Below are 20,976 nucleotides of genomic sequence, written 5' to 3' on the forward strand. Positions count from 1 at the left end.
CCTTTTGTACTTGCCGGTCGATCTGGTGGTGATCTGTGCTGTCTGTTGTGCAGGGCTGTCAGGTTGTTGCAGGGCCGTCAGGTTGTGCAGCTGCTGCAGCGGCATCGGCCGCGGGTGTGCCGGGACGATTCTTCTGGACCCAGCCCTCGATGTTGCGCTGCACCCCACCCGAGACGGCGAGCGCCCCAGGCGGTACGTCGTTCTTCAAGACCGTGCCCGCACCCGTGTATGCGCCGTCTCCCACGACGAGAGGGGCGACGAACATGGTGTCGGAGCCTGTTCGGACATGCGACCCCACCACAGTACGGCTCTTGTTCACCCCGTCGTAATTGACGAAGACGCTCGAAGCTCCGATATTGCTGTGATGGCCGATGGTGGCGTCGCCGACGTAGGTAAGATGCGGAATCTTCGAATGCTCGCCGATATCCGCGTTCTTGGTTTCCACGTAAGCGCCGATCTTGCCGTGTGCCCCGAGGCGGGTACCAGGCCGGAGATAGGCGAAGGGGCCGACAGTCGCGTCCGCGCCGACAACGGAGTCGGTCCCGTGCGAGCGGACGACGACTGCGCGCTCACCGACTCTCACGTTGTCCAACGTGGTATCCGGGCCGATCACGGCGTCTTCGCCCACCGAGGTCGTGCCGGTCAACTGAACTCCGGGCAGGAGCGTCACGTCCTGTGCGATGTGCACGTCGCAATCTATCCATGTGCTCGCAGGATCGACGACGGTGACGCCGGCACGCATCCACTTCTCGAGGATCCGACGGTTCATCTCGCGGGCGAGCGTCGAGAGCTGCACGCGATCGTTGGCCCCCGCGACGAGAACCGAATCCGCGATGTGCTGAGCACGAACACGCTTGCCCGCGCGACGGGCGATCATGATCACATCGGTGAGATAGAACTCGTGTTGTGCGTTGTTGGAGTCGAGGGACGCCAGCGCGTCGCGCAGAGTTTCGAAGTCGAAGGCGTAGACCCCTGAATTGACTTCGGTGATCGAGCGCTGCGAATCGGTGGCTTCCTTCTCCTCGACTATGGCGTTCACCTCGCCGTCCGTCGTACGAAGGATTCGCCCGTAGCCGGTGGGGTCGACGGCCGTCGACGTCAACACCGTCACCGCGGCCGCGGGAGCAGCCGTGTGCTGGGCGAGGAGGTCTGCGATGGTCTTGCCGTCGAGCAGAGGCACGTCGGCGGCTGTGACGAGTACGGTCCCGGAGAAGTCGGCCGGCAACCCCTCGAGCCCACAACTGACAGCGTGCCCGGTGCCCTTCTGCTCGTCCTGAACAGCGACGGTGACGGAACGGTCCAGTTCCCCGGCGACTGCGTTCACGGCTTCGGTGACACGCTCACGATCGTGACCGACGACGGTCACCAGGTGCGTGGGATTCAGTGAGGTTGCCGCGTGAAGCGAATGTGCCAGCATGCTGCGTCCGGCGAGAGTGTGGAGGACCTTGGGAGTCTTCGACTTCATTCGTGTACCGGCACCCGCTGCGAGAACGATCACGGCGGTCTGCACTGGTTTGAGCTCCCTCTGTCGATCAAACTGTCGATCAAACTGTCGATCAAGACATACATTCCGCTCGGGAAAGCATGTTGTTCACCAGCTCCGCCGCCAGGACTCGAACCTGAACTATCTGAACCAAAATCAGAGGTGCTGCCATTACACCACGGCGGATTGCCACGCATTGCCGAGCCTTGCGGCCGAACGCGCGAAAGAATAATCGCATGCCGACCCGCCGTAGGTCGAACCGCTCCTCCGATCGGGCCCCCGAAGTCCCGATAGGCTGAGCGTCCACAGCAGTGATTTGTGTGTCGGCGAGAGGAAGACAATGGCGACGGTGTCCGGTTCGGGTGGCGTGGATCCAGTTCCCGAACGAGTGACACGGATCCGGATGACCGGTACCCAACGTCGGCAACAGCTGATCGAGATCGGGCGGGCATTGTTCGCCGAACGGGGATACGAAGCGACCTCGATCGAGGAGATCGCCCAGCGCGCGAACGTGTCCAAGCCTGTCGTGTACGAGCACTTCGGCGGCAAGGAGGGGCTGTACGCCGTCGTAGTGGACCGGGAGATGTCGCGACTCCTCGAGATGATCACGTCTTCGCTCTCACAAAATCGCTCGAGAGTTCGAGTCGAGCGGGTTGCGTTGGCTTTGCTCACCTACGTGGAAGAGCACACCGACGGATTTCGGATACTCGTGCGCGATTCGTCCGTTGTCGCGCCCAGTGGGACATATTCGAGCCTCCTCAACGACGCGATCAGTCAGGTGGGCTACCTGTTGGCGGGGGACTTCTCCAGACGCGGTTTCGACCCCGGACTAGCAACGATGTACGCACAGGCGCTTGTCGGCATGGTGTCCACTACGGCTACTTGGTGGCTCGACGAACGGACTCCGTCGAAGGAAGTTGTCGCCGCTCACCTCGTGAATTTGTGTTGGAATGGGCTGACGAATCTGGAAGCCGATCCACAATTGGAGGGTTAACCAGGCGCGCCTGCCGCGCAGAGATGGATCGCGGTCTAAGCTGTGTTCGCTGTATCACGATCGTTTGATGGGCAAATGTCTCATTTGTTTGCAGGGTGGGTTGAATGCCGAACCGTGCCATCCATTTTGACGCTGTGAACGGGTAAGACCAAGAATTCGTTCGATGTGTGGTGATTGGAGGCCGGATCGATGGTGAGGCAAGAGCGGGCAGAAGCCACCCGTGATTCGGTGCTGCGCGGAGCAGCGGGTGTGTTCTTGCGCCTGGGCTATGCCAATGCCAGCTTGAGCGAGATCATCGCCGAGTCGCAGGTGACCAAAGGCGCCCTGTACTTCCATTTCGGGTCCAAGGAAGAACTCGCGCGGGCAGTGATCGACGAGGGTTCGGCACGTTTCGACGCAAAATGTGAGCTCTGGTTGGACCGTCGAACTCCCGCGCTCGAGTCACTGATCGGTATTTCGTCGGTCATCGTCGACATCGGTGCGCATGACGCCATGGTTAGAGCGACGTTCCGCTTGTTGGTCGAGGTCGGGGACTATCGGGGCTCCGGGCCGGCGACTCTGGACGTGTGGCTCGACATTTACCGTGAACTTGCCAGCCGTGCCGCCGACGAAGGTGATCTGCGTTCGGACGCGGATTCTGCTGACATTGCTCGTTTCCTGTTGGAAGTTGCGTCGGGAGTTCGGCTGATGGCAGCCGCGACCGGGACCGTTCGTGAGCTTTCGGACTCTATGAAGGCATCGTGGAACCTGATACTTCCGATCGTGGTCCCGGAATCGAAAGTGGAGTACTTCAGGCAATTCGCGGCCCGTCGCCTTGCCAGTGATCACTGAAATCACTGGCTCTCCGCACTGCTCCTTGGTCAATTTGCTGCAAATGTCCTGGTAGGGACATTGTTCTCTTTGTTCTGCATTCGAAACAAACTAAGAGTATGTTTATAGTGTTGATGGGAATCTGGAAGTCCGATCTTGCCGTCAATCTTCGGATTGCGGTATGTTCTATCGGTAGCTGAAGAATTGCTGAGAATGAAGGTTTGTCAGGGCAGGGTGACGGCGTCGGCGCACCGGGCAGCATAGGGGGCTGCCCGGCGTGTACGACCCCAGATGGGGAGTCAACAGATGGGTGACACTGCGCCGACGCCGATGCTCGACATCGGCCCGCGGATCGGCTGTGACGTAGTGAACGTCGTGGATGTCACTCGAAGTATCGAACTCTTCGGGCGGAGGTATCTCGATCGGACCTTCACCCCGCACGAATTGCAGACGTGCGCCGGGCCGGCGCGGGATCAACGATTGGCTGCACGTTTCGCCGCCAAAGAGGCTGTGGTGAAGGTACTGCGGCCTGGTGACGTTCCCGTTCCGTGGAGTTCCATCGAAATCACTCGGGCCGAGTGGGGTGGCTGTGGGGTGACGCTGTCCGGTAATGCCGCGGAACTCGCGCGGACCCAGGATCTGCACGATTTTCAAGTATCTATCTCGCACGAAGCGGACGTGGCCATCGCAATGGTGATCGCAACACGCTCGGGCGCTCGCATCGAAAAGAAGGACGACATCGCTGATGATTGATCAGGCAATTCGGAAAGTGCTCGTCGAGCACGGTCGGCTGGCAGTCGACGTGAGCACGATCGACGGAGAGGCCGATCTTTACGAGTTGGGTTTGACGTCGCACGCGAGCGTGAATGTCATGTTGGCACTGGAGGATTCGTTCGACATCGAGTTCCCTGACGAGTTGTTGCGGAAGAGTACTTTCGCAAGCGTCAAGGCGATCGAGGGTGCGTTGACGGAGTTGGGTGCTGCATGAACGCTCCGCAATCGCAGTGCTCCACCGGAACGGCCCTCGAGCGGGCCGCACGGTTGGCCGACGAAGTTGCAGCGGTGTGGGCCGACGAAGTCGATGCAGAAGCAAGGTTTCCGCGTGAAGCTGTCGACGCCATGCGAAGCGAACGGCTGCTGTCCGTAGCTGTGCCGAGGGAACTAGGCGGCGAAGGGCTCTCGCTGCAGGAAGTGTCGCAGATCGCCCGTGTGATCGGAACACGCTGTGCAGCAAGCGGAATGATTTTCGCGATGCATCAGACGCAGATATACTCGTTGGTCAAGCACGGCAACACCGAAGCGCTACGCGAGTTTGTCGAAGAAACGGTCGACAAGCAATTGCTGTTGGCATCGGCAACCACTGAGCTGGGAATCGGTGGTGACGTCAGCCGGAGTTACTGCGCGGTGGAAGACTTGGGCGGTCACCTGCTGTTGATCAAGAACGCGCCTGTCATTTCGTACGGTGAACACTCCGACGCGATAGTCGTGACGGCTCGGCGAACACCGGAGAGTCAGCCGAACGATCAGGTTCTCGTGGTGTGTCGTACCCCAGACCTGACGCTCGAACGCACCACCGAGTGGAACACGCTGGGGCTGAGGGGAACTTGCAGTCTCGGTTACATCCTTCGGGCCACCTCGACACCGGAGATGGTCGCCGGCGTACCGTATTCCGATATCTCCACCCACACGATGCTTCCGGTCTCGCACGTCGTCTGGAGTTCGGTGTGGTTGGGAATTGCCGACGCTGCAGTCGAGAAGGCGCGCAAGTACGTGCGTGCCGCCGCCCGCAAGCAGCCCGGGGTCACTTCCCCCGGAGCGCTGCGGCTCGCCGAAGTTGCCGCTTCGGCACAACAATTCGCCGATCTCGTCGGTGCCTCTGCGCGCAGGTACGACCGCGCAGTCCACGCGGAGGAAGGCGCTGCCGATTTCGAGGCGACAGGAGCGGTGGGATTTTCGCTCGCGATGAACAACCTGAAAGTCACAGCCTCCACAGCGGTGGTGGAAATCGTGGGGCAGACAATGTTGATCTGTGGAATCTCGGGATATCGCGAGGACACCGAATTTTCGCTCGGTCGGCACCTTCGTGACGCGCACGGCGCAGCGGTGATGGTGAACAACGATCGAATCATGGCAGGTTCAGCGCACATGGCTATCGGATACCGGGGAACGCTATGACGAACGAGACTGTGACGACCGAGACTGTGACAGGCGAGACCGATCTGGATCGGGCCCGGGTTGCATTTCAACGTGAACTGCTCGTCGAAGGACTTCTCGTCGAGACGGAGGTGCCGGGACTCTACGGGCGTTCCGGCGTGTTCGAGGACATCGTCGACGGTATCGACCGAGTGGTGATTGCAGCGGGGCCAGGCGACGCCGCGACTCGGCTGCGGTTCCCGCCGGTGTTCCCGCGGAGCAGTTTCGAGCGCACCGACTACATCGCTTCGTTTCCCAACCTCACCGGCGCCATCAACACCTTCGCCGGTTCCAATCGCGATCACGCGCGACTGCTGGCCGATCGCGCCGAGGGACAATCGTGGGACCGCCACCTCGAGCCGACCGAGACCATGCTCGTGTCCGCAGCGTGCCATCCTGCCTATGCGCGGTACACCGGAGTTCTGCCCGAAGGCGGAGTGCTGCTGGACATCTACGGTTTTTGCTTCCGGCACGAACCGGCCATCGATCCGGCTCGCATGCAAGCGTTTCGGATGCACGAGTTCGTGACGATCGGTGACGCCGCGGCAGCGCGAGCGCATCGCGAGCATTGGATCGAGCGGGGGCTCGAGGTGCTCGGCCGGCTCGAACTCGACGCTACCCCGGTGATCGCCAATGATCCTTTCTTCGGGCGCGCCGGAAAGATGCTTGCAGCCAACCAGCGTGAAGAGAATCTCAAGACGGAACTGACAGTTCGGCTCTACGGAGATCTCGACGAGGGCACGGCGATCGTGTCCTCGAACAACCATCTCGACCATTTCGGTGTCAACTTCGATATCCGAACGGCGGAGGGGGAGGTGGCACACAGCTCGTGCGTCGGCTTCGGGATGGAGCGAATCGCGTTGTCCTTGTTGCGGACTCATGGTCTTGACGTGGCTGCATGGCCAACCTCCGTTCGTGAACGAATGGGCATCTGATGTCACGGCTCATCGACATTTCACCTGATCGCTACCGGCCCCATTCGTTGCACCAGGACGACCGCGTGTGGGCGCAGACCAACTGCTACACGGATCTGTGGATCGAAGTGTTGCATTCGCTGGGATTGGACCCCGTCCCGGCATTGGCATGTGCCTTCTCATCGCGGTTCGACGGGACTCAGTGGACGTTCCTCAAGCTCAAGGCCGAGGACATCTACGCGCTGTACGGAATCGAAGTCGCCGAGATGAACGTCTGGCGGGCACCGCTGATCCACGTCGAGGACAACCTCGCGGTTGGGATGCTGTCGACGGTTGAAGTGGACGGATACTGGCTTCCCGACACTCTTGGAACGAGTTATCACGAGGGGCACACCAAGACCACGATCGTGCCCAATCGGATCGATCGCGTTGCCGGCGAGCTCGAGTACTTTCACAACAGCGGGTACTACTTGCTGCGAGGCGACGATTTCTCCGGCGTCTTCGATCTCGATCGTTCCTCACTTCCTTCGTTCGTGCCCTATGTCGAACAGATCAGGTTGAATCCGGTTCACGCGACCAACGCCGGAAACATCGCCGAAGTGGCTCGGCGGAATGTAGCGGTTCGAGCGGTGGGTAATCCCGTGCGAGAGCTGGGACGCAAGGTGATCGACGACCTCGAATGGGTGCAGGGGGCGGGTATGGATGCGTTTCACCTCTGGTCCTTCGGGCTACTTCGTCAGTGCGGGGCCAGCGCGGAGCTGGCTGCCGACGCCAGCGAGTTCTTGGACACTGCAGGTTTCTCCGGGACAGGCGAAGCTGCGCCAGATTTCCGCAAAGTGGCATCCGGTGCCAAGAGCGTGCAGTTTCAGATGGCGCGTGCCTCCAGGGGCCGCGCGGTGGACCCGCGTGAGCAACTCGACGAGATGGCCGTGTCGTGGAAGAGGGCGATGGAAATCGTTGCCGACACAGTCGGCGTCGACTCGCATCGACACCTGAGGTTGGTCTGACAGTGCCTCGTTCGTCAGCAGACCTGCTGGCCGGCGCGATATGGCGATGCGCTGCAACCGAACCCGGATCCGTATCCGACCCGGATGCCCTCGAAGCCGTGACCGAGTGGGTCGCAGCGTCCGTGCCTGGAACAGTCGTCGGTGCGATACGTTCGGCGCAAACGGACGCCGGACGCACAAAGTCCGTTTCGTCGTCTGTTTCAGAATCGTCCGTTTCATCGTCGGACTGGTGGTTCGTGACTACCGTGGCCGCGACCGGTGAGGGGTCGTGGCTGCTCCAGTTCGACGGGATGACGGCGTTTGCGGATGTCTGGATCGGCGGTGTCCGTGTCGCGTCCGCTGAATCCATGTTCACACCTGGGGAAGTGATCATTCCGGCCGGAGTCGGCGCTGGTAAACGTGTCCAGGTGGCTGTTCATTTTCATTCTCTCTCCGCGATTTTGAGATCGAGGCGTCCCCGAGGACGTTGGCGATCGTCGATGGTCCGTGAACAGGGTCTTCGGTGGATACGAACCACGATGCTCGGTATGGCTCCCGTGTTCAGTGGTGTACCGGTACCGGTGGGTCCGTGGCGGGGTATCCGCTTGTTGGACAGGGGGATTGCCGCCGTAGTCTCTGCTGTCAAGCATGCGAGTGTTGACGGCACAACCGGTCGCGTTGCCGTCAGTGCTCGGCTCACCGGATTGCCGGCCTCGCTGGAGTACGTGACCGTGCGTGTCGGCGATCACTCGCGGCAATTGGCTGTATCCGCCGGACCGGATGGATTTCTCGAGGTGTCCGGCGTCGTCGAAGTGCCGGACGCGCAGTTGTGGTGGCCGCACACTCATGGCACCCCGCGCACTTATCGGGTGACAATGGAAGCGGTCGGAGTCTCCGAGCATCTCGGTTCAGTTGGCTTCCGGACGGTGGAGGTCGACAGATCCGATGGTGGATTCCGTTTGTATGTCAACGGCATCCGGGTGTACTGCCGTGGTTCGGTGTGGGTGCCGACCGACCCGATCTCGCTTCAAGGCGACGCCGGCACCACTCGTGTCTTGGAACGCCTGGCAGAGGCGGGACTCAACATGATTCGAATCCCGGGGACGATGGTCTACGAGAGCGACCACTTCTGGGAGGAATGCGCGCGACTGGGCATTCTCGTGTGGCAGGACATGATGTTGGCGACGCTCGATCCGCCCGACACCGACGAATTCTTCGAACTCGTTGCCGCCGAGGTCACCGCGTTCTTGCACAGAGTGCGCGGAAATCCCGCTTTGGCAGTCTTCTGCGGCGGCAGCGAGACCGAACAGCAGCCGACCATGCTGGGCTTGGTCGATCAACACATCCCGCTCATTCATTCGAGACTGCCGGAGTTGATCTCGACGGTGGCACCCGAACTCGAGTACGTGACGTCGTCCCCCTCGGCGCCTCGCGGGGGCGAGAAATTGGCAACGCATGTCGGAAGCGGGGTCGCTCACTACTTCGGGGTGGGTGCCTATCGTCGTCCACTGGCCGACGTGCTCAGCGCGCGAGTACGTTTTGCGACCGAATCATTGGCATTTTCGATTCCACCGTCGAATGCGGTGATCGAGAACGAATTCGGTTCACTCGCCGTCGCGGGGCACCACCCGGCATGGAAAGCCGCGGTGCCTCGGGACAACGGATCGTCGTGGGATTTCGAGGATGTTCGGGACCACTACGTCCACGCGCTTTTCGGCGAAGACGCTCGTGAAGTCCGGTGGTCCGACCCGGAACGCTATCTCGACCTGGGGCGAGCAGCTGTATGTGAGGCGTTCGCATCGACGCTCGGATACTGGCGTCGCCCGGACTCTCGGTGCGACGGCGCCTTGACACTCGCACTGCGAGACCTGGAGCCCGGACCGGGGTGGGGGGTCCTCGATTGGAGCGGCAGCCCCAAAGCTCCGTGGTTCGTGCTCCGTAGGAGCGCCAAACCGATCGCGCTCCTCGTCACGGACGACGGTATGGACGGATTGAGGCTCGACGCGATCAACGAGACCGCCGAACCTGTCGTCGGCGAGATCAGGTTTCGAGCGCACAGTCGGTCAGGTGTCGTCCCGGTCGACGTCGCGTTACCGGTCAAGGTGGAAGCGCATTCAAGTCTGACCTGGTCCGTGGACAGCCTTGTCGGCCGTTTCACCGACCTCACTCACATCTTTCGGTTCGGGGCGCGGACATACGACGCCGTCACCGTCACACTCGAAGACGAAGACGGCGAGATGGTGGACGAAGTGGTCCACCTCCTGGGTGGTCCGGCGCGGCCTCGCGAGCGATCGGTCGGACTTGTTGCCACAGCGCGCAACGTCGGTGACGAAGAGTGGGTAGTCGACGTCTCGACGGATGCTTCAGCCCAATACGTTGCCCTCGAACTGCAGGGCTTCGAGCCCGAAGACTCCTGGTTCCACCTCGCGCCGAACGGTCGCAGGACTGTACGCCTACGGAGAACCGGTCAGGCGACGAAGGTGATCGGTCGCGTTCGGGCGCTCAACTCGCACGTGAGTGCGGCCGTGGCGCCGCCGATCACTCCGGTCACACAATCCTCGCCGTCCAAGCGGACGTCGAAGAAGACGAGTGCTACGGGAAACTGAACGGATCGGACTGCGCTGCGAGATCGCACACCGATAGAATCGAACCGGCGCACAACTCTGCCTCGGTGGGGATATTGCGCTCGGGCTGTGCGTCCGCAACCCGTCATCACTGTTCAGGAGCGCGTTCGTTGACTTCCTTGTCCTCTGCCCAGACTGCGCTCGCTGGACTCGCCGAGGTCGCCCTCGCAGATGCCGCGTTCACTCCGGTGATCGAATCCATCGGATCGGCCGCCTTGGACATCGTGGCTCCGAAGCCGGCTCGGCCGTTCATCGCCGCTGCACTCGCCGCTCGCACGCCGGTGCTGCTGGTGACAGCCACCGGTCGTGAAGCCGACGATCTGACTTCGGAACTCACCGAGATGCTCGGTGGAGGAGTGGCGCAGTTTCCGTCGTGGGAAACATTGCCGCACGAGCGACTGTCGCCGAGCGCGGATACCGTTGGGCGACGGGTGGAGGTCCTGCGCAGACTCGCCAGACCAGACGACGCCTCGTACGGATCGCCACTTCGGGTGATCGTCACCACGGTGCGCTCTCTCGTTCAGCCGATGGCGCCAGGCCTGGGCGAGATAGAACCGATCACGTTGCGCGTCGGCACCGAGATCGATTTCGATTCCGTTCTGGTTCGTCTGGTGGAGATGGCGTACAGCCGCGTCGACATGGTGGGAAAGCGTGGTGAGTTCGCGGTCCGTGGTGGCATTCTCGACCTGTTCTCGCCGACGGCGGATCATCCGGTCCGTATCGAATTCTGGGGTGACGAGGTATCGGAGCTTCGCTACTTCTCAGTTGCCGATCAGCGTTCGCTAGCGGACGTCGACGTCGATTCCGTGATCGCGCCGCCGTGTCGTGAACTGATTTTGACAGCTGATGTTCGTGATCGAGCTGCCGCACTCGCTGCTGAGAACCAGGCTGACGCGTCGTTGGTCGAGATGCTGGACAAGATCTCGGCAGGTATCCCCGTCGAGGGGATGGAAGCTCTGCTTCCGGTTCTCAAACCCGGTGAACTGCAACTACTTTCCGATGTACTTCCCGAAGGGGCGCACATTCTTCTGTGTGATCCGGAAAAGGTGCGCACCCGCGCCACCGACCTGGTGCGCACCGGCCAGGAATTCTTGGAAGCATCGTGGACGGCGGCGTCGATCGGCGGCGCTGCACCGCTCGACACGTCGATCCTCAACGGCGGAGGAGTCGATCTCGGTGCCTCCGCGTACCGGTCGCTTCGTCATGTTCGCGAATCTGCCGAAGCTGCCGGCAGACCCTGGTGGACAGTCAGCCCGCTGGCGTCGGGAAACGGTGAAGAACTCGAACTCCCGGTGCACGCGGCACCGCAGGTGCGCGGTTCCGACGACCTGTTGGCCGAGCTGTTCGTCAGCCTTCGGGCGCACGTGAGCACGGGCGGTCGCGCGGCGATCGTGGTGGCAGGTGCCGGAACCGCAAGCCGCGTCGTGCAGCGACTCGGTGAAGCCGAAGTGCCCGCCAAGATGCTCGATGCCGGCGCTACCCCCGCCCGTGGACAGGTCGCGGTGCTCCGCGGATCATTGCACGACGGACTGGTACTCGCCGGCGACGACTCGACGCCTGGGATGGTGATCGTCACCGAGTCCGATCTGACCGGCAACCGCGTTGCCGCGGTCGGCGACGGAAAGCGCTTGCCGGCCAAGCGCCGCAATCAGGTTGATCCCCTCGCGCTGTCGGCAGGGGACATGGTCGTGCATGATCAGCACGGTATCGGCCGGTTCGTCGAAATGGTCGAACGCACCATCGGTGGGGCGCGTCGTGAATACCTGGTCATCGAATACGCGCCGAGCAAGCGCGGTCATCCGGGCGATCGTCTGTTCGTCCCGATGGAATCGCTCGATCAACTCTCCCGATACGTCGGTGGGGAGTTGCCGGCGCTGAGCAAGCTCGGTGGATCCGACTGGGCAAACACAAAGCGTAAGGCCCGCAAGGCAGTTCGTGAGATCGCGGGCGAGCTGGTTCAGCTCTACGCAGCGCGTCAGGCTGCTCCCGGGCATGCGTTCGGCCCGGACACACCGTGGCAGAAGGAACTCGAAGACGCATTCGCGTTCACCGAGACGTTCGACCAGTTGACCGTTATCAGTGAGGTCAAGGCCGACATGGAGAAGCCGGTTCCGATGGACCGGGTGGTCATCGGTGACGTCGGGTACGGCAAGACGGAGATCGCCGTCCGCGCCGCGTTCAAGGCAGTGCAGGACGGCAAGCAAGTGGCGGTGCTGGTGCCGACGACTCTGCTTGCACAGCAACATCTTCAGACCTTCACCGAACGAATGTCGTCGTTCCCGGTGAAGGTGCGAGGGCTGTCCCGGTTCACCGACGCCAAGGACTCGAAGGAAATCATCGCCGGCATGGCGGAAGGTGAGATCGACATCGTCGTCGGTACTCACAGGTTGCTGCAGACCGGTATTCGCTGGAAGGACCTCGGGCTTGTGATCGTCGACGAGGAACAGCGATTCGGAGTCGAGCACAAGGAACACATCAAGGCGTTACGCACCCACGTCGACGTCCTGACGATGTCGGCTACCCCGATTCCTCGTACTCTCGAGATGAGCATGGCCGGGATCCGCGAGATGTCCACGATCCTCACACCGCCGGAAGAACGTCATCCGATCCTCACGTACGTCGGCGCGTATGCGGACAAGCAGGTTGCCGCGGCCATCCGGCGTGAACTTCTGCGCGACGGCCAGGTCTTCTACGTACACAACCGTGTCAGCTCGATCGACAAGGCAGCCAAGAAGATCCGTGAACTCGTCCCGGAGGCTCGCGTCGTCGTCGCGCACGGTCAGATGAACGAGGACACTCTCGAAAAGACCGTGCAAGGATTCTGGGAACGCGACTTCGACGTGTTGGTCTGTACCACGATCATCGAAACCGGTCTGGACATCTCGAACGCGAACACACTGATCGTCGAACGTGCGGATTCGCTGGGCCTCTCGCAGTTGCATCAGCTTCGCGGACGCGTCGGGCGTAGTCGTGAACGTGGATACGCCTATTTCCTGTACCCGGCCGAAAAGCCTTTGACGGAAACGGCATACGACCGACTGGCAACGATTTCGCAGAATTCGGACCTCGGCGCGGGTATGGCCGTCGCGATGAAGGACCTCGAAATCCGTGGAGCCGGAAACGTTCTGGGCGCAGAGCAGTCCGGCCACGTCGCGGGGGTCGGGTTCGATCTGTACGTCAGGCTGGTCGGTGAGGCGGTCGAAGCCTTCCGGGCTGCAGCCGACGGCAAACCGATCACAATGGACGAGGGCACGAAGGAAGTCCGGATCGACCTACCGGTGGACGCGCACATCCCGCCCGACTACGTCACCAGTGACAGGCTCAGGTTGGAGGGGTACCGCAAGCTCGCTGCGGCAACTGATTCCGACGGCATCGCTGCCGTAGTCGAAGAACTGGTCGATCGCTACGGCCCACTGCCCGAAGAGGTTCGACGGCTGATCTCGGTGGCCAAGCTTCGACTGCTCTGCCGCGAGTATCAACTGGAGGAAGTCGCCGTCACCGGAACTCAGCTCAAGATCTCGCCTATGTCACTGCCCGATTCCAAACAGATCAGGCTCAAGAGGATCTATCCGAGCGCGCAGTACCGGGCAACGACCGGGCTCGTGCAACTCCCGCTGCCTCGCACCGGCGGAGTCGGCTCGGATCGCCTGCGGGACGTCGAATTGCTCCAGTACATCGCGGACTTCATCCTGGCGATTGACGGGCGCGCCGCCGGTGCCGTCCTGGTCGAGGCGTGAGCACACGGTGAACGAATCGCCCGTCGTCGTACTGCTCGATCCTTTGCGGCCGCATGTCTTTCCGCTGGAGGCGCTCCCGTTCCTGTCCGGCGCGATCGATATCGACCCGGACGTCCCCGACTCGGTACGCGGCGCACTGCCGGCCACGACACCCGGCGCCGCGGTGACTGTGATGATGGACACCGCCGAGCCGAAGATCGCGGCGTTGTCTGCCGCTGGGGTAAAGATGATTCGCGCCGAACCCATTCACGGCGATCGACTGGTGGAAGCGGCGTCGATCATGGACCGGTTGTGGAATCGCGGCGGTTGGGAGTCGACCCAGACGCACGAGAGCCTCTCCGTTTACCTCGTCGAGGAGACCTACGAGGTACTCGACGCGATTCGAAGCGACGACGAGAGCGATCTTCGGGAGGAACTCGGAGACCTGTTGCTTCAGGTGTTGTTCCACTCGCGGATCGCTCAAGCACACGGTGTTTTCGAATTGGACGACGTGGCCGGTGCATTGATCGCGAAACTCGTGCACCGCAGCCCGCACCTGGTCAGTTCCGGGGCGGTCGACATCGCTGAGCAAGAGCGGGCGTGGGACGCTTTGAAGGCTGCCGAGAAGGCTCGCGCGTCATCCATGGACGGCATCGCTCGGTCGCAGCCGCCGTTGCTCCTCGCCGAAAAAGTACTGAGCAGGGCCGCCAAAGCTGGTGTGATCGAAAGCGCCGATGAAGCTGATCTGGAAGCTCTGATCGAGCAGTGCCGACGCGCCGACACTGCACTCCTGGGCGCCCTGGACATGCTGATCGCCGACATTCGGATTCGTGAGGGAAGACGTCTCGAAGACGTGGAGGATTAGCCCACTTTGACGTAATTGCCCGGTAATCACCTGGCAATCGGAAAATAGCTTGGGCTTGGTGAGTGCAGTTGAAACAAACCTAAGGTATGTTTACGTACGAAATGAGCAACACTGGGTCGTTTTCTTGCATGAATTGGCCTTTGATCGGCGGTTATGTAGGGGGGTCCGATGACGGTTCATTTCTGCACTGCGAGCAGCGAGGTACGGCAACCGGCGGGGTGTTGCCGTACCTGGACGCTCGCGGTGGCTACCGATCAGCGATCCCCCAAGCCGTTCGATCCGCTGACGCCGTTCGTATGACAAGAAAGACTGATGGCAAATGAGCGTTCATGCTGAGGTGGAGAGCCGGTCGGCGGTATCGCAGGATTCCGCTCATGTCGGAACAGACTGGCGCCGGGCATACCGGAAGCGGATCGCAGTGAGCGATTCGATCACGGTCCTGTTCGTGATCGCACTCGCTCAGATCGGCAGTATGTGGCCGCATCCCATCGAGTGGCTGACACCACTCAAAGTGATCGCGTCTGCAGCGTTGGGCGGACTGTGGATGATCGCCCTCGCACGGGGGCGTAGCCGTCATCAGGCGATGCTGGGCGAGGGCAGTGACGAGTACGAGAAGGTACTGCTCGCTACCGGCCAGGTCTTCGGAGTAGGCGCATTGGCCGGGATCATTCTGGGCGTGGGAATTGCGCGAAGCTACCTCATGATCGCACTGCCCGTCGGACTCGCTGCGCTGCTTCTCGGACGCTACCTCTGGCGACGCGACATTCGAAAGAAGCGTGCGATCGGGGATTGCCGTAACTCGGTGCTGTTGGTCGGTGGACATGCGTCCGTCGTTGCTACTACGCGTGCCTTCGTGCGGGAATCCTCGGCAGGCTACGACGTTGTGGGAGCGTGCATTCCGCGTCGGGCGACCGCGTTGGACGATCACATCGTAGTCGACGGAGCAGCAGTCCCGGTAATGGGCAACGAGTTCGAGGTAGTCGAGGCGATGCGCGCAAGTGGCGCAGACACCGTCATCGTAACCGGGACCGAAGACCTCGGACAGGTGGGCATTCGCAAACTGATGTGGGACCTCGAAGCCGAGGGCGTCGACATGGTGGTTTCACCGGTCGTGGCCGATGTGTCGAAGGCTCGCTTGATGTTTCGCCCTGCGGCGGGACTCCCGTTGATTCACGTTGCGCGGCCGCGCTACCAGGGCGCGAACCGGCTTGCGCCCGCTGTTTTCGACGCGGTGTTCTCGATGCTGATGATCCTCCTCGTGGCGCCGGTCATGCTCGCCGCTGCCGCTGCAGTCAAGTTCACGTCGAAAGGCCCGGTGTTCTACAAGGCGGAACGCATCGGCCTCAACGGGAAACCGTTCCCCATGTTCAAGTTTCGTACCATGGTGGAAGGCGCCGATCAGCAGGTTGTCGATCTGATGGGGGACAACGAAGGCGCCGGAGGTGTGTTGTTCAAGATGCGTGAGGATCCACGAATCACGTCCGTCGGCAAGATCCTTCGTCGATTGAGTATCGACGAGCTACCGCAGTTCTTCAACGTCATTCGCGGAGAGATGAGCGTTGTCGGCCCGCGGCCGCCATTGCGTCGCGAGGTCGAGATGTACGACGACGAGGTTGCCCGGCGCCTGCTGGTCAAGCCTGGCATCACCGGTCTCTGGCAGGTAAGTGGTCGCAGTGATCTCTCCTGGGAAGAATCTGTTCGTCTCGACTCTTCCTACGTGGAGAATTGGTCTATCCTGCAAAATCTTTCGATCATTACTCGTACCGTCTCAGCGGTCGCGAAAAGCGACGGAGCGTACTGACTACGCGGTTGGTGCCGGCGCGGATATCCGCGCCGGGCACCCTCCTGTCAGCTGTCGAGCTCAACAATGCGAGAACAGATTCTTGACGTAGCCGGCAGTTTGGTAAACGTAGTTGAATGCCCACGTCCCGATCGAGAGTTCCGGACGGCTTGCGACCATGACCAGTTCTCCTTGATAACACTGCGAAATGATGTGCCGCGCCCGCGAGATATGAGGAACGAACGTCACGACGATGACAGTCTTCCATCCGTTGGCATTAGCCATTCTCTCGATTTCGAACCCCTCGCCCTCGGTGGTGGACGGTGACGGGACGAAACAGTCGACAGGGAAGTCGAACGTACCCTCGCAGATCGACCGCATCTTCTTGTCGTTGTCGCCGTAAGGATTCGAGAAGATCAGGCGTGGTGCGTAACCGTCTTTCATCAGTTGGATTCCGACCTCCTCGCGTCCGTCGTGTGCTCCGCCGAGGACAACGATAGCGTCAGCACTTCGTGGTGCATCGATCTTGGGTGAGACGAAGACGGGCCAACCCGTTGCCGCACCAAGGGCGAGGAGTGATAGAGGTATGCCCGCAATCTTCAAGGCCGATTTGATCTGTTTGATGGCCCCACAATACCTGGACTCAGGAGACGACGATGACCGGATGGCAACCACTTCGGACGGTGGCGGGGTTGACCGCCTTACGGGATGCCTATGGGCAGAACATGTCTGGACTCGTACCTGAGACCGGTGTGTATCTCGCCGACGACGGTTGGTGGATCGCTCTCACGGGTGCACCCGATCCCAGCTACAACCTTGCATTGGTCCATGGGGGTGATGTGCGGAAAAACACGGTCGCCGTTGTGGAACGAGTGCTCGCAGAGCGACTGCGCACCGTTGTCATGCTCGCCGGGGCGGGTCTGGATGCCGCGACCGCCCTCGCGGATGCAGGGTGGGTGTGCGTAGGTTCGAGTTCGCTGCGCGCGCTACCGAATTCTCCGTCAGCGCCGGATGCCGCGGTGCGGATCCTGGAAGATGGCGACCTGCGTTCAGCACGACAACTTGCGGAGGATGTTTTCGGTATCGATCGCGAATCTGCGACTCTGGTGTATCAGGAGGCGGCCCCCGACCGACCAAGTGAGCGTTCAGTCGTCGGCCTGTTCGAACTCGACACGCTGCAGACCGCAGCGATGCTGTCGTTCGGTAAGCCCATCAGCACTGTGTGGGCGGCCGGAACCAGGGCGCAAGGACAGCGGCGCGGACATGGGTTACGGGTCCTTCGGCAAGTGTCGGCAGCCGCATTCGAGGCTGTCGGCGACGGCGCCGTGTGTGGTCTCGCCAGCGCTGCCGGCAATGCTCTGTACGACGCGAGCGGAGCCGAAATCGTCGAGTACTGGCAGATGTGGTCGCGACCGCGATGGCTACTTGGTAGCTGACATCAGCCGTCAGGTATGTTTGTGTGCGTTCGGCAAACTTTTGGTTTCTTTCAGCTACGCTTCAACGCGCGATCCAATCGGGGGTACTCAAGATGGCAGATTCGAGTACCAGGGATGCGGTGATACGTCGCGAACTCGGCGTTCCGCCCACTTTCGACCTGGTGAGGCATGCACGAAACCTTGCAAGAGTGTTCTTCCCCGCTCTTGTCATCGCATTGCTCGTCGGTGGGATTGTCTACGCTGTGCGGGGAAGCGCGACACCGGTGTATCAATCCGACATCGTCGCGGAGGTTCAGTCTGCCTCTCAGATCGTCGTGACGGACGCGAACCTCGGCCAGTTGGTTGCCCCCTATGTCGCACTGGCCACCGATAGCGATGTGGTTGCCGCCATCCACGACCAGTTGAATAACGGGTGGACGACAGCGGATGTCTCGAGCCACATCTCGGTGACGCCGGGTACTTCTCCGGCATTGGTATTCGTCAAGGCGACTGCCTTCAGTCAGGCTGACGCGGACGCGCTGGCACGAATAGTCGTCGCCACCTTGAGCGACGCGCAGGCGCGACGCAATGCAGACACGCTGGATCGTCGTACCCGAGTTCTCACCGACGACATCGCTCGATTGAACGGGGACTTGGACGCAGCGCGGCGAGAAAGCTTGGACGAATACGAGACGCCCGCCGACGATCCGACTATCAAGGCGGATCTCGACGCGAGGCTGGAGCAGTTGCGCCAGTTGAGATCGACCGTATCCGGTTCCGACCGACTGCAGTTGCTTTCCGCCCCCGCGGGAACGGGTCTGCCGGTTGCGCCGAAGCCACTCGTCGAGTCGGCGGTTGCGTTCTTGGTGGTCCTCATTCTCGCTGCCGAAATCCTCTCTGCCTGCCGGGGTCGATTCAGTTCGCGAGTGACCGACGCGTGGGCACGTCGAACGGCCCGGAAATACGGAGCCTCACTACTCCTGCAGCACTCCGAAGCCGCTGAGTTTCCGCCGAACCTCGCGCTGACGATATGCCAGCGTGCAAGTCTCGGTGATCATGTCCTGGTGCTTTCGGGTGACGGCGTCCCCTCCACATCATGGGATGTTCCTGCGCACGTGCGATCCGGGGTCTCCCGATATTCGCTGAAGTCGGACTGGTGGCGCCGATTTGACTCCAATGGAACCGGGTTTGCCCTGGTTGTTGTCTCCGCACAGCACGCCAACCAACGGGAGATCGTCGAATGCCTCAGGGCTTTGGCCGAAGTCGATGTTGCGCGAACACTGGTACTCGTGGGTCCGTCTGCTCCCGAGCCTCTCCTCGACGTACTTACCCTCGCGGTGCTGCGTCGCAGACGCAGGCCCGCAAGTTCAGTGAAACTGGCGGCCGAGCCGACCAACTCGGCCACGAACTCACAGGCCCCGTCCGACAGCGCCTGGGTGAAGTCCGGTGCGCCGCGGCTGAACGAGCCTTCCGTTGCCGTGCCGTACGGAATGGATACTTCCGCCCTGGATTCGAGGAGGGATCGCGCCAGCCTGGTGGATGCGAAAACGGTCAGTATTGCGAAGAAGAACCTGCCGAAGGCTACGCCCAAGCCGAGCGCAGGGGTCGAGATCGAAGAGCCGCAGATCGTGCAGGCTGTTGATGTCGAGGGCGCCGGAGTCGAGGCGTCCGCAGTGGAGATTTCCGGAGCGGAGTCGACCAGCAATGATGCAACTGGTGTCAAGGCGTCCGGGGAAGCCGACGGCATCGACTCCGAAGCCTCGACCGAACGAATTATGTTGACCTCCAAAGATATAGCGGAAATTCGAAAGAGGAGGCAAAGAACTCGCGTGAGCCTTATACGTTCGGATTCAGCAGACGGACAGTCGGAATCCTGAAGGACCGGGCTTTCACTAGATCTTGGGTGTGCTGCACCCTCCAACTGCCTGTTTCACCGCTGCGAGTGCGGGTTTCGGAGTGTAATTGATCGTGACCAGACCGAAGTTCTGTTCGATATCCGAAGTGTTGGTTCCGCGATCACGCATGCTGTAGATGAAAATGCGCTCGATGTAACCGAGCACCTTTGCTTGCGCGAATCCATCCGAGATGATGTTGGCCTGTAATTGCGGGCTGACGGCGGTCGGGCCTGTACCTGTCGGAGCTCCGAATTCGGTTGCCCAGACTTTCTTTCCGCTGTCCCCGTTCTGCACCATCGATTCTCGCATCAGTCGGATCCTGTAGAAAGTGTTCCAATTCTGGGTGGACGAATCCGAAGGTAGCGCAGGCCAACTGTACGGATGGATCGAAAAGACATCGAATGAAGACTTTGCTCCTGCCGCGTACATACCCTTGAGATATGTGACCGGTGAGATGTCGGATCCGTTGTCGACGGCCGGTGCCAAACCGCCGTTGAGAATCTTTGCACCCGGTTGTACCGCACGGATACTTTCAGATGCGGCTTTCAGGAGTGCAGTGTATGTGTTCACATTCGGCTTGGGGCGGAAGAATTGTGTCAGGTTCGGTTCGTTCCAAATCTCCCAAGTGCTGATTCTGTTCGAGTACCGTTGTGCTGCTTGTTGTGCAAACTTGGCAAACGCGGCCGGATCGGATGGATACCCGTGGGTATCGTTGACCCCGGCGACGCGAGCCCAAGCCGGCGTGTACGTAACGATTCCCAAGACGCTCAATCCTTGGAGACGTGCTCGATCGACGACGCGGTCCGTTGCGCTCCAATTCTGTTGGCCCTTGGTTGATTCGACGGCGGACCAATCGACGTCGAACCTGAGCCAGGTCGCGCCGGCATTCTTCATTGCGGTCAGTTCTGCATCGAGATCATTCTGAGAGAGACCGTTGAGTGGGGCGCCCGCGGCGATCCCTAAACCAACGGAACTGCACGTCGAGTTCGGGGTTGGGGTTGTTGTTGGAACTGGACTCGGTGCACACGCGCTCAATGACCCGACAGTCAACAGGGCGCAGGCGAGGGACAATCGAAGTCGACTCACGCCGACCACCTTCTTTCCACAGTGACTCGAAACCGGTGCGGGACAGACAAGTTGGAAGCCGAACTAGATGACCAATCCGACAAATCAAAGAATTGCATGAATTGGGTCACTTGGCACCAGTCTCGAAGTCGGTTCTGCAGTACTTCCGTCCGGTTGGGTGCTACTGCGAAATGCGCCGGTTGGTATTGTCCGATTTTCTCGGTGACTGTGGTCGA

At 61.1% G+C, this 20,976-nt stretch carries 16 protein-coding genes and 1 tRNA gene; 13 read left to right on the top strand and 4 right to left on the bottom strand.

What is annotated here, in order from left to right; genetic code table 11:
- Positions 1–58 precede the first annotated feature (58 nt).
- Together glmU and P3G66_RS25060 are read right to left on the bottom strand one after the other, a co-directional pair.
- Positions 59–1,510, bottom strand: a complete 1,452-nt coding sequence (gene glmU, locus P3G66_RS25055; protein ID WP_003946310.1) for a bifunctional UDP-N-acetylglucosamine diphosphorylase/glucosamine-1-phosphate N-acetyltransferase GlmU — start codon at positions 1,508–1,510, stop codon at positions 59–61.
- An 88-nt stretch (positions 1,511–1,598) separates the two neighbouring features.
- Positions 1,599–1,669: transfer RNA gene (locus P3G66_RS25060), tRNA-Gln, on the bottom strand.
- Positions 1,670–1,823: 154 nt separating this feature from the next.
- On the opposite strand from P3G66_RS25060, the gene P3G66_RS25065 reads away from it, so the two are divergent.
- From P3G66_RS25065 to P3G66_RS25115, 11 genes are all read left to right on the top strand, one after another.
- The gene (locus P3G66_RS25065; protein ID WP_276117267.1) at positions 1,824–2,477 is read left to right on the top strand and encodes a TetR/AcrR family transcriptional regulator; all 654 of its coding nucleotides are present in this window, start codon (positions 1,824–1,826) and stop codon (positions 2,475–2,477) included.
- Positions 2,478–2,666: 189 nt separating this feature from the next.
- Entirely contained in the window at positions 2,667–3,308 is a 642-nt protein-coding gene (locus tag P3G66_RS25070) for a ScbR family autoregulator-binding transcription factor (RefSeq protein WP_276117268.1), read from the top strand.
- 285 nt (positions 3,309–3,593) lie between these two features.
- A complete protein-coding gene (locus tag P3G66_RS25075) occupies positions 3,594–4,040 on the top strand; it encodes a holo-ACP synthase (RefSeq protein WP_047270297.1) in 447 nt (148 codons plus the stop codon).
- Positions 4,033–4,275, top strand: a complete 243-nt coding sequence (locus tag P3G66_RS25080) for an acyl carrier protein (protein ID WP_003946296.1) — start codon at positions 4,033–4,035, stop codon at positions 4,273–4,275. Before P3G66_RS25075 ends, P3G66_RS25080 begins: the two co-directional genes overlap by 8 nt.
- Positions 4,272–5,462, top strand: a complete 1,191-nt coding sequence (locus tag P3G66_RS25085) for an acyl-CoA dehydrogenase family protein (RefSeq protein WP_042920939.1) — start codon at positions 4,272–4,274, stop codon at positions 5,460–5,462. The genes P3G66_RS25080 and P3G66_RS25085 overlap by 4 nt, the downstream gene beginning before the upstream one ends.
- Positions 5,459–6,415: an amino acid--[acyl-carrier-protein] ligase gene (locus P3G66_RS25090; RefSeq protein ID WP_276117269.1), complete on the top strand. Its 957-nt coding sequence runs from the start codon at positions 5,459–5,461 to the stop codon at positions 6,413–6,415. Before P3G66_RS25085 ends, P3G66_RS25090 begins: the two co-directional genes overlap by 4 nt.
- Positions 6,415–7,401 (top strand): DUF1839 family protein, encoded by a 987-nt coding sequence (locus tag P3G66_RS25095; RefSeq protein WP_003946304.1) that lies wholly within the window; start codon positions 6,415–6,417, stop codon positions 7,399–7,401. The genes P3G66_RS25090 and P3G66_RS25095 overlap by 1 nt, the downstream gene beginning before the upstream one ends.
- 2 nt (positions 7,402–7,403) lie before the next feature.
- Entirely contained in the window at positions 7,404–9,986 is a 2,583-nt protein-coding gene (locus P3G66_RS25100; RefSeq protein ID WP_276117270.1) for a glycosyl hydrolase, read from the top strand.
- 128 nt (positions 9,987–10,114) lie between these two features.
- Complete coding sequence (gene mfd / locus P3G66_RS25105; protein ID WP_276117271.1) at positions 10,115–13,741, top strand: transcription-repair coupling factor; 3,627 nt, start codon at positions 10,115–10,117, stop codon at positions 13,739–13,741.
- Between the two features lie 7 nt (positions 13,742–13,748).
- The gene (locus tag P3G66_RS25110) at positions 13,749–14,585 is read left to right on the top strand and encodes a MazG family protein (RefSeq protein ID WP_030536281.1); all 837 of its coding nucleotides are present in this window, start codon (positions 13,749–13,751) and stop codon (positions 14,583–14,585) included.
- 319 nt (positions 14,586–14,904) lie between these two features.
- Entirely contained in the window at positions 14,905–16,386 is a 1,482-nt protein-coding gene (locus P3G66_RS25115) for a sugar transferase (protein ID WP_054826093.1), read from the top strand.
- 60 nt (positions 16,387–16,446) lie between these two features.
- Here the strand turns inward: P3G66_RS25115 and P3G66_RS25120 are convergent, their stop codons facing one another.
- Positions 16,447–16,968, bottom strand: coding sequence for a YdcF family protein (locus P3G66_RS25120; RefSeq protein ID WP_233272324.1), 522 nt, complete (start codon positions 16,966–16,968; stop codon positions 16,447–16,449).
- A 53-nt stretch (positions 16,969–17,021) separates the two neighbouring features.
- Here P3G66_RS25120 and P3G66_RS25125 point away from each other — a divergent pair, with 53 nt between their 5' ends.
- A complete protein-coding gene (locus P3G66_RS25125) occupies positions 17,022–17,801 on the top strand; it encodes an N-acetyltransferase (RefSeq protein WP_143542675.1) in 780 nt (259 codons plus the stop codon).
- 92 nt (positions 17,802–17,893) lie between these two features.
- A complete protein-coding gene (locus P3G66_RS25130) occupies positions 17,894–19,657 on the top strand; it encodes a hypothetical protein (protein WP_143542676.1) in 1,764 nt (587 codons plus the stop codon).
- A 15-nt stretch (positions 19,658–19,672) separates the two neighbouring features.
- Here the strand turns inward: P3G66_RS25130 and P3G66_RS25135 are convergent, their stop codons facing one another.
- Positions 19,673–20,770 (bottom strand): cellulase family glycosylhydrolase, encoded by a 1,098-nt coding sequence (locus tag P3G66_RS25135; RefSeq protein ID WP_180279614.1) that lies wholly within the window; start codon positions 20,768–20,770, stop codon positions 19,673–19,675.
- Positions 20,771–20,976: the final 206 nt, after the last annotated feature.

This window comes from Rhodococcus sp. C3V, from assembly GCF_029269915.1.
Classification (GTDB): domain Bacteria; phylum Actinomycetota; class Actinomycetes; order Mycobacteriales; family Mycobacteriaceae; genus Rhodococcus_F; species Rhodococcus_F qingshengii.

Coding starts and splice junctions, on each gene's coding strand:
- P3G66_RS25075 (WP_047270297.1), top strand. CDS start 3,594: ATGGGTGACACTGCGCCGACGCCGATGCTCGACATCGGCCCGCGGATC.
- P3G66_RS25130 (WP_143542676.1), top strand. CDS start 17,894: ATGGCAGATTCGAGTACCAGGGATGCGGTGATACGTCGCGAACTCGGC.
- P3G66_RS25090 (WP_276117269.1), top strand. CDS start 5,459: ATGACGAACGAGACTGTGACGACCGAGACTGTGACAGGCGAGACCGAT.
- P3G66_RS25125 (WP_143542675.1), top strand. CDS start 17,022: ATGACCGGATGGCAACCACTTCGGACGGTGGCGGGGTTGACCGCCTTA.
- P3G66_RS25065 (WP_276117267.1), top strand. CDS start 1,824: ATGGCGACGGTGTCCGGTTCGGGTGGCGTGGATCCAGTTCCCGAACGA.
- P3G66_RS25085 (WP_042920939.1), top strand. CDS start 4,272: ATGAACGCTCCGCAATCGCAGTGCTCCACCGGAACGGCCCTCGAGCGG.
- P3G66_RS25080 (WP_003946296.1), top strand. CDS start 4,033: ATGATTGATCAGGCAATTCGGAAAGTGCTCGTCGAGCACGGTCGGCTG.
- P3G66_RS25115 (WP_054826093.1), top strand. CDS start 14,905: ATGAGCGTTCATGCTGAGGTGGAGAGCCGGTCGGCGGTATCGCAGGAT.
- P3G66_RS25095 (WP_003946304.1), top strand. CDS start 6,415: ATGTCACGGCTCATCGACATTTCACCTGATCGCTACCGGCCCCATTCG.
- P3G66_RS25070 (WP_276117268.1), top strand. CDS start 2,667: ATGGTGAGGCAAGAGCGGGCAGAAGCCACCCGTGATTCGGTGCTGCGC.